Genomic DNA, 13,192 nt, shown 5'->3' with positions numbered 1-13,192 from the left:
CGACGGTCGCCGGGGCGGCACTCGCGGCGATCGCCGCTTGGTTGTGGGTGCGGGCCGGCAAGCGGGGGAGCCACGCCGTCGCCGCCTTGGGCGGGGCCTCCGCCGGGGCCGGGGTATTGGCGGCGGGCTGGTGGGCGGCGCTCCCGCCCGCGGCGGTCGTCGCCGCGGACCTGCTCCTCTCGTTCCTTCCCGCTCCGAAGGACGACGCGAAGGAGGACCCCAAGGCGCCGGACCGCAGGCCGGAGAGCCCCGCGCGGGCGGGGCGGTCCGGCGGGACGGATCGCTGGTCCGGCGCGTTCGCCCGGGCGGGGCTGTTCGCCGCCGGGGCGGCCGTGGTCGGTACGCCGGCGCTGGCCTTCGGGCCGTCGGCGGCGTGGGAGGCGTCCGGGCTGGTCGCGGAGGGCGTCTGGTTGTTAGCGGGGCTCGCCGCGGCGGGGCTGGCGGCGGCGCTCGCCGGCCGACGCTGGATGGCACCCGCGGCCCGCCGCGTCGTGCTGGGGCTGACCGGCGCGGCGGCCGTATCGGCCGCCGCGGTCTGGACCGCGGGGCTTGAGGTCCGGGGCTCGGACATGGGGGCGCTGTCGGCGCTGATCGCCGCGACGGTCGCGGCGGCGGTGGGGCTGGAGGGCGCCTGCCGGCCGGCGGTCAGCGCCCGGGGGGTGGCGGCGCTGGCGATCCTGCCGGTCCTCGTGCTGCTGGGCGGCTGGGTCTGGACGGACGACCCCGCCCGGACCGGCCTGCGGGCGGCGCTGACCTTCGTCGCCGCCCTCGGCTTGTGGGGGCTGTGGGAGGTCGCCGCCTTCCGTTGGCCGCGCAACGTGCGGGAGCGGCGCCTGCTGATCATGGCCGTGGTGCTGCTCGCCCTGACCGGCTTGAGGTGGTCGGTCCGGGGGACGAGCGCCTCCGCCGGCCGCGGCACGCTGCAACTCGTCGCCGCTCTGGCGGAGCGGCCGGAGCCGGAGGTCTTCGTGCTCGCCGAGCCGGCCGACCAGCAGGCGGCGAAATTTCTGTTCTCCGCCGCGGACCCTACCCGCCGGGTCTTCACCTACGATCCCAACCAGCCCCGGGCGGTCGATTCCCTCAACACGGCGCTGGCCAAGCCGGAACCCCCGCTGGTGGCGGTGGTCGGCGGCGGCCCGGCGGCCCGGCTGAACGCCCTGCGGCCGGCCGGCGCCGCCCCGCCCTCCCCCGTCGGCGTGCTCCGCGGCGGCGACGGGACGAAGAAGCAGGTCAGCCTGCTGGTGCTGCCCGCCAACCGCCGCGGACGGCCCCGTTAGCCGCTCTCTTCAAAAGACCGGCGAACCGTCACTCGTACTTCGCGATCTCCGGCTCCGGCACCTCGGCGACGAGGCGTTCGACCACGCTCACGCTGTCCACGCCCTCGGCCTGGGCCTGGAAGTTCGTGCTCAGGCGGTGCCGCAGCACCGGCACGGCGACGCGGCGGACGTCGTCCAGCGTGACGCTCGGCCGGCCGTCCATCGCCGCGATCGCCTTCCCGCCCTGGATGAGGTACTGCCCCGCCCGCGGGCCGGCGCCCCAGTCCACCAGGTCCTTGACGAAGCCCGGGCTGCGGTCGTCCCCCGGCCGCGTGGCCCGCACCAGCCGGGTGACGTACTGGATCGTGCGGGGCGTGGCCTCGATCTGGGAGATCTGCTTTTGCAGGTAGACGATCGACTTGGCGCTGAGCACCTTCCGCACCTCCTCCTTCACCCCGCCGGTCGTCGCGGCGAGGATGCGTTCCTCCTCGTCCAGGCTCGGGTAGTCCACCTTCACGTTGAACATGAACCGGTCCAGCTGGGCCTCGGGCAGCGGGTAGGTGCCCTCCTGCTCGATCGGGTTCTGGGTGGCGATGACGAAGAACGGGTCCGGCAGGTCGTAGGTCGTCTGGCCGGCGGAGACCTCCTTTTCCTGCATCGCCTGGAGCAGCGCCGCCTGGGTCTTCGGCGGCGTCCGGTTGATCTCGTCCGCCAGCAGGACGTTCGTGAACACCGGGCCGTGCACGAAGCGGAACTCCCGCCGGCCGTGCTCGTCCTCGTCCAGCACGTTGGTGCCGGTGATGTCCGAGGGCATCAGGTCCGGAGTGAACTGGATCCGCTTGAAGTTCACGTCCAGCACGCGGGCCAGCGTGGAGACCAGCAGCGTTTTCGCCAGCCCCGGCACGCCGACGAGCAGGCAGTGCCCGCCGGTGAACACCGCGGCGAGGAGCTGCTCGATCACCTCGTCCTGCCCGATGACCACCTTGTGCAGTTCCTCCCGCACCAGGCCGTAGTGCGATTTGAACTTGGTGAGGAACTCGTCGAAGTCGCGCTGATCGGACACGGGGGCGGACGTCGCTTGGGGCGTTCGGGGCGGGGGCGATTCGTCGATCGGCCGCGTTTCTTGCGAAGAAACCGGGCTGGGCGGCGAAGCGGGGGCGACGGATGATACGCCCCCCGCCCCAAGGACGCTCCCCGATGCGATTGTCGCCCCCCCCACGCATCCGTCTGCCGCTGATCGCCGGCCTCGCGGTCGCCGCGCTCTCGGCGCCCGCGGTCGCCCCGTCCGCGGCCGCCCAGGACCTCTCCAGCGCGGAGGTGAAGCGGTCGATCGACCGCGGCGTCGCCGCCCTCGCCAAGCTGCAACGGCGGGACGGCTCCTGGGATTCGCCGGGCGTCAGCCACGTCCCCGGCTCCACGGCCCTGTGCGTGCTGGCCCTGCTGAACAGCGGGGAACCGGTCGACTCCCCCCCCGTCGCCGCGGGGCTGAAGTACCTCCGCGGGCTGCCGATCGGCGAGATCGTCGGCGGCGGGACCTACGACACTTCGCTGGCCCTGATGGCCTTCGCCGCCGCCAAGGAGCCCCGGCAGGACAGCGTCCGCATGACGGCCCTCACCCGGGCGCTGGAGAACGGCCGGGTGAAGGACGGCCGCAACCGCGGCGGCTGGGGCTACGGCCTCCCGAGTATGGGCGGCGGCGCCGACCGCTCCAACAGCCAATACGCCGTCCTCGGCCTGCGCGACGCCGCCTACGCCGGCGTCCCCGTCCAACGGCGGACCTGGGAGGATATCGCCAATTATTGGGTCGGCGCGAACGCCCAGAACCGCGACGGCGGCTACACCTACGGCCTGTCCGGCGGTGGGGCCCGGGGCTCGATGACCGTCGCCGGCATCGCCACGGTGAGCATCTTGAAGTCGATGCTGCGGGAGGACGAACTCAACCCCGACGGCACCCCGGACTGCTGCTCCGAAAACGCCGCGGAGCAGGAACTGGAGCAGTCCGTCGAGGCCGCCGCCAACTGGCTGACCCGTTACTTCGCCGTCTCCCGCAATCCGCAATATAACTCCCACACGCTGTATTACCTCTACGGCCTGGAGCGGGCCGGGCGCCTGGCGGGCCGGCGGTTCTTCGGGGAGCACGACTGGTACCGCGAGGGCGCCGCGTGGCTGCTCCGCAATCAAAACCCCCGCACCGGCGGCTGGGTCGGCAACGGGTTCGGGGAGTCGAACGAGATCGTCGGGACCGCCTTCTCCCTGCTATTTCTGTCGAAGGGGCTCAGCCCGGTCCTGATGAATAAATTGAAATACGGCGACGACCGGGCCGGGGACGAGGCGTGGCAGACGCACCCCGCCGACGCCCGCAATCTCACCTTTCACGTCAGCGGTTTGCCCAAGTGGCCGAAACTGGTCACCTGGCAGGTGCTCGACCTGGAAAAGGCGGTCGTCGCCGGGGACCTCGCCGGGGCGTTGCAGGGGCCGGTGACGCTGATGACCGGCCGGGACGCCCCCCGCCTCAGCCCCGCGGAGGTGAAATTCCTCCGGGACTATATCGACGCCGGCGGGTTCCTGCTCGGCGTGGAGACCTGCGACGGCGGGGATTTCCGCGCTGGTTTTGAACGGCTCGTCGCGCAGATGTACCCGGAGGACGCCCCGAAATTAGAGCGCCTCACCGCGGAGCACCCCGTGTTTCGCAGCGAATACCTCCTGGATGCGGACGTGGTGGAGCTGTACGGGGCGGACCTCGGCTGTCGCACGCCGATCATGTTCAGCCCGGTGGACCTGAGTTGTTATTGGGATTTGTGGACGCCGTACGACCTGCCGGACCGCGACCCGCAGTTGCTCACGCAGATTACCCAGAAGGTGAACGTGGGGGTCAATATCCTCGCCTACGCCACCGGCCGGGAGCCGCCGGATAAATTGGAGGCGAAGGACCCGATCGCCGAGCAGGGGGCCCGGGACGCGGTGGAACGCGGACTGTTGCAGGTCGCCAAACTGCGGCACGAGGGCGAGTGGGACGCCGCCCCCCGGGCGTTGCGGAACCTGTTGTTGGCCCTCAACCGCACCGCCGGCGTCGCGGCCAGCACGAAGGTGAAGTCGCTGCCGCCGGGCGATACGAACGTGTTCCGTTATCCCGTGCTCTATATGCACGGCCGCGGAGCGTTTTCGCTGGGACAGGCGGAGCGGGAGCGGTTGAAGACCTATCTGGAGAACGGCGGCGTCCTGTTCTCCGACGCCTGTTGCGGCTCGGAACCGTTCGACCGGGCGATGCGGGATTTGATGGGGGAACTCTTCCCCGAGTCCCCGCTGACCCGCATCCCGGCAGACCACGAATTGTTCTCGGAGCAGATCGGCTTCGACCTCTCCCGCGTCCGCCGCCGGGCGCCCGCCGCCGTCGGGGCCGGGGCGCTGGAGGCGGACGTCGTCGTCGGGGAACCGTTCCTGGAGGGCGTGACGGTGAACGGCCGGCTCGCGGTGATTTACAGTAAATACGACATCAGTTGCGCCCTCGAACGGCAAACGACTGTCGCCTGTGCGGGCTACATTCCCGAAGACGCATTGAAGATCGGGATCAACGTGCTGCGGTACGCGTTGCTCCGCGACCCGGTGGCGCCGGAGCAATAAACGTGTCACGCGGAGGCCCCGCGGGGCCTCCGCACTACGGCGCTGGAATGATAAAACGCGGGGCGATCCAGAACGCTTCGTCCTGCACCCCGCCCAGCGTGCCGGGGAGGACCGTCAGTGAGACATTGATCGCGTTCGTCACGTCGACGCGGATCGGGACGAGATCCCCCGCCCGCAGGCCGGAGCGCTCCCATTGCACGGCATCGTCGACGGCGATCTGTGCGTCGGCCTCCGCTAATTCGCCGGCGGCGGCGGCGAGGGCGAGGTTCACGTCGAACGCCGTCGCCCCGGGGGGCACGGGGACCGTCAGCGTCGTGCCGGACCACACGCCCCAGCCGCGGGGCCGGGGACGGCCGGCGGCGACGGCCCGGCGGCCGGTGACGGTGCGATTGCGGACCGGCGGCGGGTTTCCGGCGGGGCCGGCGGCGAACGTCACGCTTGGTTCGCCGGCGTCCCGCACGGTCGGGGCGAACGCCGACAGCCCGCGGACGGCGCCGGCGGCGAGCGGGACCTCGATCCCGGCCGCGGTGACCGCGGTTCCGCCAGTTTCGTCGAAGCTCAGTTCGGCGGCGGTCAGGTGGGAGCCGTCCGCCAGCAGCACGGAGAGGAACGCGGCCGGCGTCTCCGGCGGCGTTTGCAGGTCCGGGGTGAGGGCGAGGCCGGCGAGGTCGGCCCGCGGTAGGGCGATCTCCCCGGCGGCGGTCAGCAGCCGCACGGCCGATTCGTCGAAGCCGAGCAGTTCGCCCCCGACGCGTCCGCCGGCCGACCGCAGCGCCAGATCGTCCGCCCCGCGGTCGCGGAGCAGGGCGAGCCGGTGCGGTTTCGTCAGCGGCCCGACGTCGGCGCCGGCGCCGGGGAACCGCATGCCCCGCACGCGGTCGGCGGGCAGGGAGAGCGTCGTCCCGTCCGGTCGTTCGAGGCCGATCGCGTCGCCGTCGAAGGTCGTCGGCGTGCCGATCAGCCGGTCGCCGCCGGTCAGTTCGACCCAGCCGCGGTCGCCGGAGGGCTCCGCATCGCCGGCGACGGGGCCGGCGACGGTCGCGTTCAACACGTCGCCCCAAGGCAGGGGGCGGTCGTCGAGCCGGAGCGTCGCGCCCTCGGCCCACAATCGGCTCCCCGTCGCTTCGCTGCCGTCGGCGAGCCGGATTGCCACCGATTCGGCCCGCGTCGCCCCGACCGCCGTCGTCCCCGCGAAACCGCAAGCGACGGCGGCGCCTTGCAGGACGGTGCGGCGGGGCAGGGGGCGGGAGGTCATCGCCGGTAGATCGGCAGAAGGCGGGCCGGGACGCGGAGGGCGAGGACGGACATCGCCGTGGCGTATTCGTCGTTAATCAGGCCGTCCCGCCAGAAGACGCCGGGGGCGTCGGGGATCGCCGTGCGGACCAGTTCGTCCCGCATCGGGGGGAACCAGGCGGCCCAGGTCTCTCCGCCGGCCTGCCAGGCGGCCCGGGTGGCGTAGAAGCGGCCGTAGTGCGGGTAGGCCCCGCCGCCGCGGCCGGGGCGCTGGGCGAGGAGGTAGCGGAGCCCGGCGGCGATCTCCGCCTCGACGGCGGGGTCGTCCAGGCCGGCGGTCCGCAGGGCGCTGACGGCGGCGGCGCTGCGGGCGAAGCGACTGCCCTCGCGGCGGTCGGCCTGATAGAAGAAGCCGCCGTCCGCGGGGTTCCGACAGCTCCGCACGTAGGCGATCGCCGCGGGCACCACGCCGTCGGGCACGTCGAGGCCGGCGTCCCGGGCGCTGCGGAGGGCGGCGATCTGGCAGACCGTCACGCTGATGTCCGCGTCGGCAGAGGTCGGCACGTAGCGCCAGCCGCCGGCGGCGTTCTGGCTGTCGGTGATGCGACGCACCGCCCGGACCAGGGCGGCCCGAGCGGCGTCGGGATCGAACCGCGGTTCGGTCAGTTCGCCGAGGATCTCGCAGAGGTACAGCGTGGCGAACCCGTGGCCGTACATGGAGCCGTCGGGCGGGGTGTCCGGGGAGTCCGCGGCGAAGAACAGGCCGTCCGGTTGTTGCGAGTCGAGCAGGAAGCGGGCGGCCGCGGCGGCGTTGTCGGCGTGGGGGCCGCCGGTGGGCACGCTGCCGCCGCTGGCCCAGGCGAGGCCGCACAGGGCCGTCACCCCGACGTTCCGCCGGAACCGCCGGCCGGAGCCGACCGACCCGTCTGGCCGCTGCCGCAGGGCGAGCCAGCGTTCCCCGGCCTCCGCGGCGGCGACGCTCTGCGGGGTGGTCAGGCGGGGGGGGAGGTCGTCGGCGGTCGCCGCGTGCGGACCGGAGAGGCCCCAGAAGCAGAGCGCCGCGAGGACGGCGACGCCGCTACTCGACGACGTTCGGATACAGTCCGCCGGTTCCCGGGAACGGTTCGAGCGGCCCCTGCCCGGCCGGCGGGGCGGGCGCCCGGCGGTTCTCCAGCAGGGTGCGGGTCTCGTCACGGCCGGTCTGGAAGTCCGTCGGGCGGGTGAAGGTTTCCGGGCCCATGTCTTCGTCCGCGTAGGGGTCGAAGCGCTCCTGGCTCGGTCCCTCAATGTACGTCGGCGGCAGGGGGCCGGGGGTGGGCAACCGCGTGGCGAACGGGTTGCAGCCCAGCGTCGCCCCGCAGAGGGCGCCGCCGCAAAGGGCGATCGGCAGTCGGCGGAGAATCGAAATGCGTCGTCCGTGCACGGGGGGACCGCCTCCTCGCGGCGGCCGAACTTTAGGCGAACTGCTACATTGTCGAAAGATCGACCTGATCCGCCCCCCGTCCCAGGGCGCGCCGCCTCACGGCGACGGCGAACCGGGGCGACCGCGTTCTCGTTCCAGCCCTTTTGCAGCGTCGTATGTCCCCCCGTGTGCTGATCGTTCGAGCCCCCGGCACGAACTGCGACGAAGAAACGGCCCGCGCCTTCGAGACCGCCGGCGCCGCGGCCGATCGGCTCCACCTGTTCCGGGTGTTGGAGGAGCCGGACATGCTGGACCGCTACCAGATTTTCTGCGTGCCCGGCGGCTTCAGCTATGGGGACGACATCGGCAGCGGGGTGATCTTTTCCCGCCACCTCAACGGCCCGCTGGGCGAGGGGCTGGGGCGGTTCCTCAATGCCGACAAGCTGATTCTGGGCATCTGCAACGGATTTCAGGTCCTGCTGAAATCCGGCCTGCTGCCCAACGGCGGCGAGGGGTGGGGAAAGCCGAGCGAATCCGCCGCCACCCTCACCTGGAACGAGTCCGGCCGCTACGACTGCCGGTGGGTGCGACTGCGGGTCGACCGGCCCGACCACGCGTTCCTGCGGGGCATGACTGACGTCGAAATGCCGATCGCCCACGCCGAGGGACGGCTGGCCGTCTCCGACCCCGCCGTGCTGGACGAGTGGGTCAAAAACGGGAACGTCGCCCTGCGGTACGCCCCGCGGAAGGGAGAGCTGCCACCGGGCGGGCCGTCCGCGGACGCGACGCTCGCCGCCCCGGACAACCCGAACGGCTCCTTCGCGGACATCGCCGGGCTGTCGGACGCCTCCGGCAAGGTGCTCGGGCTGATGCCGCACCCGGAACGCTTCCAGTACGCCCACCAGCACCCCCGCTGGACCCGGCTGGGGCTGTCCGGGGAGGGCGCCGGGATGAAGCTGTTCCGCAACGCCGTCGAGTGGTTCGACTGAGTCGGGACCCGTCTCAGCGGCCGACTCAGCGGCCGATGCCCTCCGGCCCGACCGGCGGCAGGCCGGGGGGCTGGACCGCTTCGTTCAGTTCCGGGTTCAGCTCCGGGGCGTCGATGGAGGCCGGCAGCGGCATCGGGGCGGCGAGCGGGGCCGTCTCCTCCGGCACGTTCGGCCGGGGGCGGGGCGGGGCGGGGCGGTCGTCGAACCGGCGGGCGTGGCCGGGGAACTGGTCGTAGCGGGCCGGCATCGGGGCGTGCACGTGGGTGGTGACCATCCGCGGCGGATGCTTGCGGCAGCCCGCCTTCAAGCCGGGAAAGGAGCAGAACGCGACCACCGGCGGCGTGTACGGATCGCGGCGGCAGTCGCACTCCCGCACGCCGAGCAGGTCGGACAGGCAGCACGTCCCGCAGAAGTCCGAGGCGTAGCAGGCCGGCTTGGCGAAGCCGGCGTAGGCCCGGCCGGTGGTCGAATCGACGTATCCCGGCCGCAGGGCGCAACCGGAGCCCAGCACGCCTGCCGCCGCGAACAGCAGCGGGAGACAGCGGAGGCCGAAACGGCGGACGGCGGTCGATCGGGCGGGAGACATCGGAACCTCGAAGCGCGGACCTCCGCCTTATCGACCGCCGCGACGCTTCGATCCCGCACGCCCGGCGCCGCCCGCACAACTTACCACCCGCCCGTGCGACCGACCGACCGCACGAGCGACCGGCCGCACGGGCGACCGGCCGCACAGGGACTCACGCGCTGCGGGTTTTCCCCGGTCGCCCCGCGGCCCGCCGCGGGATCGAGCCGACCGCCGCGCTGCCGCTACCATCCGACGCCGTCGTTCGTTCCGTCCGCCGCCTCGCCCCGTGCCCGCCGCCCCGGCCTCGCCCGCCAGAACGTTTCGCCCCTCCGCGGAGGGCCCATCCGACGACTACCGCCGGGTCACCTTTCGGCAGATGTGGAACCTCGGCGGGCTCTCCCTGTGGGAGTGCGGCAAGCGGGCGGTGGCCGGCTACCGGGAGCACAAGCTGGAGCACCGGGCGGTCTACTTCGCCTACTACGCCCTGTTCTCCCTGGCGCCGGCGCTAATCGTCGCCGTGAGCACGATCGTACTCACGACCAGCGACGCAGTCGGCCGCGACCTGCTGGAAGGATTGCGGACGACGGTTTCCGAGAGCCTGCCCGGCGACGCCAGCAAACTGGTCAACACGCTGATCAGCGCCGAGGCCGCCGCGCTGCGGGAGAACACGAACGTCTATCTGGTCGGCTTCGGCTGGGTGTTTCTGGCCTACTCCGGCCGCATCACGCTGCTGACGGTCTCCAGCGGGCTGGACGCCGCCTACGGCGTCGACAAGCGCCGGCACTTCTGGCACCGCAACGCGATCGCCGTGGGCATCATCCTGGTAACGGTGTTCTCGCTGCTGGCGCTCAGCGTGGTGCTGCAGTTCGCCACGGACGAACTGCTGCTGCGGCTCGGCGGGAGCGACCGCCTCACCTGGGCCCGAACCATCGCGATTTACGGCTTCAAGTGGGTGTTCGCGATCGCGTTCCTGCTGGCGGCGGTCAGCCTGGTGTACACCTTCGTGCCGAGCTGCCGGGTGCGGTGGACGCCGCTCTCGCCCGGCGGGGCGCTGTTCGCGGGAGCGTTCCTCGTCTCCACCCAGGCGTTCCGCTACTACATCCAAACCTTCGGCCGGTACAGCGACACCTACGGCGTGCTGGCGGGGGTGGTCGTGCTGATGACCTGGCTGTGGCTGACCGGCACCCTGCTGCTGTTCGGCGGGCAGGTGAACAGCGTGATCCACCGGCACGTGCTGGCCGAGCTGTTCCAGAAAGATCGCGAAAAAAGCCGGGCCGCCCGGAAGTTCCCCCCCGTCGGGGCGATCTCCGACCCGACCCCCGAGGAGGTCGACGAGGAGATCAAGCACGACGAAGTCGACGAGGCCCGGGAGAAACGGGAGGGGAAGGGGGGCGACGCCGGCGGACCGCTCGCCTCGGTCCCGGCCCCCGCCAAGACCGGCGCCGCCCCCTGAGCGGGACGCCGGACCGCCGATTCGCCCCCCATCCGGCCGGGACCGACGGACCGGGGGGCGAATTTGGAAACTTTTCCGGAATCCGGTGAACCTTTCGAACCTCGGCCGCGTCTACGGGGTAGAACCCGGCCGACCGTCCCCCGCCCCGCTCATCCCGGGGCGGCCCGGACGCGGTCCAGGTTCGTTCCGCCCGGCCGACGCCGGGTCGGATTTCGTCCTCGGTTACTCGTTCGCACTCACTCCTCTGGTCTGCGGGCTTTGCCCGCGGGAGGCCCCGATGCTGTTCCGCCATCACGACGCCGCCGCCCACGCGAACGCCCAGAACGGGCTGTTCGATGCGGACGCCGTCGTGATTGGCGGGCGCGGCCTCTCCATTGCGGAACCGCGCAAACGGCGCGAACCGCAGACGGCCGCGCGCCTCTCGCAACCAAGTTGCCCGGTTACGGGCGGCTCCGTCGGCGTACCGCCGACGGCGCCCGCGAGAACGGCCCCCGCCGTCGCGATGCCGACGCCCAGCCCCGAGACCGCCTTGGAGCGGTATAGCGGCCCCGCCGCTCGGGTCTGGGCCTCGTGGGCGGTCAGTCCGGTCGCTTCGGCCTGACGCCGCGGCCGCGGCCTTCCGCCGCCGTCCGCACCGCCCGCCCGCTGCCGCCCCCGACGGGCGACCCGCGCTCGTTTCGTGTTCGAGACGTCCGCCGGTCGCACCCTGCCGGGGCCGCTCGTGATCGTCCGCGTTCCCCCGCGTGACCGCTCCGAGCCGGGCCGTCGCATCCGCTGCCAGAGATCGCTGAGACCCCCTCGCCGCGGCCGCGCCTCTTGCGCGGCTGATCCCGGCCCGGCCGTGCCCGCCGCACGCCCCGGCCCGGACGCGCCTCCGCACGGCGACCACCGAACGGCGACGCCCGATTCCTCCCCCCGCCCGTTCCCGCTCGGGAACCCCGGGGCCGGTCGGCCGTCGAACGCACGCTCGAAAGGAGCGACCCGATGGACACCCTTTTCCCCCCTGGCGCTCGGGCCTCCCGGGACGCCGGCACGATGGAGCCGGTGCGGCTGGTGCGGCTCGTCCGGGCCGCCCAGGCCGGCGACCGGTCCGCCTTCGGCGAACTCGCCGCCCACTTCGAACCGACCGTCTTCGCCGTCGCCCTGCGGCGGCTGCGGAACCGGTCCGAGGCCGCCGAGGTCACCCAGGACGTGCTGATGCGGGCCATGCGGAAGCTCGGTCAGCTGGAAGAGCCCGAGCGGTTCGCCGGCTGGCTGAAGCAGGTCGCCGTCCGGATGAGCATCAACCGGGCCGTGCGGCGTCCCAAGGAGGCCGTGTGCGCCCCGGAGACCTTCGGCGGCGAGACGACCGGCGGGGAGACCGCCCTCGATTCGCTGCTGCGGAGCGAGGCGGCCGACCTGATCCGCGGCTCGCTGGACCGGTTGAAGGAACTCGACCGGCGGACGCTGACGGCGTTCTACTTCGAGGGCCGGTCCCTGAAGGAGATCGGCGAGGAGTTCGCCTGCCCCGTCGGCACCGTCAAGCGGCGGTTGCACACCGCCCGCGGCCGGTTGAAGGCGGAGTTGGCCTCCGTCATGTCCGCCTGAACCCCGCCCGTTCTGTGAAACGACGGTGAAACGCCGCCCGTCGGGGAGCCCGCTCCCCGGCGGGCGGTCTTCGTGCGCAGACCGCGGTTCGTCTACGCTCCCCGGCGATGGATCACGACGCCCCCGCACCGCCGGCGACCCGCTCCGCGGCGCGAACGGCGGCCGTGTTGTTGCTCGGCGCCGCGCTCGGGGCGGGGGCCGGGTTGCTGACCGGTTGGATCGACCGCACGCCGGCCGACCCGCACGACGATCCGGCGTTCGGCGCGGCACCGACCCGGGCGGCGAGGGCGGCGTCCTCCGGGCAGGTCGGGACGTTTCGCCTCGTGACGTGGAACGTGCACGGCCTCCGCGAGGCGGACGGCGACGCAAACCCCGGCCTGACCGTGCAGTGGTTGCTCGCGTCCGGCTTCGACGTCGCCCTGCTCCAGGAGGCGGCTGGCCCCGCCGCCAGCGGGGCCGCGGCGATCCCCGCCCGGCTCGGCCCGCTCACCGGTGCGTCCGCAGCGTTCGTCGGCACCGAGCGTCGGTTCGGGGAGGAGCACACCGGCAACGCGGTCCTCTCGAAACTCCCGGCCGGCCCGGTGCACCGCGTGCCGCTGCCGGACACCCGCGGCAAGGCGTTTCGCACCGCGGTCCTCACCACCGTGTTCGTCCCCACCGAGGCGGACCCGGAGGGCGTGCCCGTCCGCGTGCTGAACGTGCACCTGACCAAGCCGCACCTCGAACCCGGACAGATCGAACGGGCGATCGACCTGTTCCTGGCTCTCGAAACCCCCTGCGTGCTGGCCGGCGACTTCAACCAGCCGATCGACAGCCCGGTGCTGTCCGGAGTGCTCGCGGAGGAGGGGGTGACGGACGCCCTGGCCGCCCTCGACCCATCCGTCGTGCGGGCGGCGCTGCCGGTCGGCAAGGAGAAGGTGGACCACGTCCTGGTCCGCGGCCTGACGATCGGCGAGGCCGCGGTGATCCCCACTGAAGCCAGCGATCACCCGCTGTATTGGGTCGAGCTGACGTTGCCGACGGAACGGCAGCCCGAGGCGCGAGCCGAGGCCGAGTGACGATGTCGACCGTGCAAGCCTCGGCTCG

Annotated in this window: 10 protein-coding genes and 1 pseudogene; 6 read left to right on the top strand and 5 right to left on the bottom strand. The window is 72.7% G+C overall.

Features of this window, described 5'->3' with window-relative positions:
• Nucleotides 1-1,277 (top strand): annotated as a pseudogene (locus tag ACG2DA_RS17420) (hypothetical protein); the annotation flags it as partial.
• A gap of 28 nt (nt 1,278-1,305) precedes the next feature.
• Here the strand turns inward: ACG2DA_RS17420 and ACG2DA_RS17415 are convergent.
• On the bottom strand, nt 1,306-2,319 hold the full coding sequence (locus ACG2DA_RS17415) for an AAA family ATPase (protein ID WP_395257133.1): 1,014 nt from the start codon (nt 2,317-2,319) through the stop codon (nt 1,306-1,308).
• Nucleotides 2,320-2,453: 134 nt separating this feature from the next.
• Between ACG2DA_RS17415 and ACG2DA_RS17410 the strand changes: the two genes are divergently transcribed.
• Entirely contained in the window at nt 2,454-4,877 is a 2,424-nt protein-coding gene (locus ACG2DA_RS17410; protein ID WP_395257131.1) for a DUF4159 domain-containing protein, read from the top strand.
• Nucleotides 4,878-4,911: 34 nt separating this feature from the next.
• On the opposite strand, the gene ACG2DA_RS17405 is transcribed toward ACG2DA_RS17410, so the two are convergent.
• From ACG2DA_RS17405 to ACG2DA_RS17395, 3 genes are all read right to left on the bottom strand, one after another.
• Nucleotides 4,912-6,132, bottom strand: coding sequence for an NPCBM/NEW2 domain-containing protein (locus ACG2DA_RS17405; RefSeq protein ID WP_395257129.1), 1,221 nt, complete (start codon nt 6,130-6,132; stop codon nt 4,912-4,914).
• Complete coding sequence (locus ACG2DA_RS17400; RefSeq protein WP_395257127.1) at nt 6,129-6,992, bottom strand: prenyltransferase/squalene oxidase repeat-containing protein; 864 nt, start codon at nt 6,990-6,992, stop codon at nt 6,129-6,131. Before ACG2DA_RS17400 ends, ACG2DA_RS17405 begins: the two co-directional genes overlap by 4 nt.
• A 196-nt stretch (nt 6,993-7,188) precedes the next feature.
• Nucleotides 7,189-7,533 carry a hypothetical protein gene (locus ACG2DA_RS17395; protein ID WP_395257125.1) on the bottom strand — a complete coding sequence of 115 codons (345 nt, stop codon included), beginning with the start codon at nt 7,531-7,533 and terminating at the stop codon, nt 7,189-7,191.
• Nucleotides 7,534-7,700: 167 nt separating this feature from the next.
• Between ACG2DA_RS17395 and ACG2DA_RS17390 the strand changes: the two genes are divergently transcribed.
• Complete coding sequence (locus tag ACG2DA_RS17390) at nt 7,701-8,501, top strand: phosphoribosylformylglycinamidine synthase subunit PurQ (protein WP_395257123.1); 801 nt, start codon at nt 7,701-7,703, stop codon at nt 8,499-8,501.
• 25 nt (nt 8,502-8,526) lie between these two features.
• On the opposite strand, the gene ACG2DA_RS17385 is transcribed toward ACG2DA_RS17390, so the two are convergent.
• Nucleotides 8,527-9,087, bottom strand: a complete 561-nt coding sequence (locus ACG2DA_RS17385; RefSeq protein WP_395257121.1) for a hypothetical protein — start codon at nt 9,085-9,087, stop codon at nt 8,527-8,529.
• 265 nt (nt 9,088-9,352) lie between these two features.
• On the opposite strand from ACG2DA_RS17385, the gene ACG2DA_RS17380 reads away from it, so the two are divergent.
• The 3 genes from ACG2DA_RS17380 (at nt 9,353) to ACG2DA_RS17370 (ending at nt 13,164) form a co-directional block, all read left to right on the top strand.
• Entirely contained in the window at nt 9,353-10,519 is a 1,167-nt protein-coding gene (locus ACG2DA_RS17380) for a YihY/virulence factor BrkB family protein (RefSeq protein ID WP_395257119.1), read from the top strand.
• 984 nt (nt 10,520-11,503) lie between these two features.
• Nucleotides 11,504-12,106, top strand: a complete 603-nt coding sequence (locus tag ACG2DA_RS17375) for an RNA polymerase sigma factor (protein ID WP_395257117.1) — start codon at nt 11,504-11,506, stop codon at nt 12,104-12,106.
• Between the two features lie 107 nt (nt 12,107-12,213).
• Nucleotides 12,214-13,164, top strand: coding sequence for an endonuclease/exonuclease/phosphatase family protein (locus tag ACG2DA_RS17370; RefSeq protein ID WP_395257115.1), 951 nt, complete (start codon nt 12,214-12,216; stop codon nt 13,162-13,164).
• Nucleotides 13,165-13,192 lie beyond the last annotated feature (28 nt).

This window comes from Alienimonas sp. DA493 (genome assembly GCF_043951915.1).
In the GTDB taxonomy this organism is placed as follows: domain Bacteria; phylum Planctomycetota; class Planctomycetia; order Planctomycetales; family Planctomycetaceae; genus Alienimonas.
Note: the sequence above shows the minus strand (reverse complement) of the source record. Positions and strands in the feature narration are given on the sequence as shown.

Coding starts and splice junctions, on each gene's coding strand:
- ACG2DA_RS17410 (WP_395257131.1), top strand. CDS start 2,454: ATGCGATTGTCGCCCCCCCCACGCATCCGTCTGCCGCTGATCGCCGGC.
- ACG2DA_RS17405 (WP_395257129.1), bottom strand. CDS start 6,132: ATGACCTCCCGCCCCCTGCCCCGCCGCACCGTCCTGCAAGGCGCCGCC.
- ACG2DA_RS17385 (WP_395257121.1), bottom strand. CDS start 9,087: ATGTCTCCCGCCCGATCGACCGCCGTCCGCCGTTTCGGCCTCCGCTGT.
- ACG2DA_RS17375 (WP_395257117.1), top strand. CDS start 11,504: ATGGACACCCTTTTCCCCCCTGGCGCTCGGGCCTCCCGGGACGCCGGC.
- ACG2DA_RS17370 (WP_395257115.1), top strand. CDS start 12,214: ATGGATCACGACGCCCCCGCACCGCCGGCGACCCGCTCCGCGGCGCGA.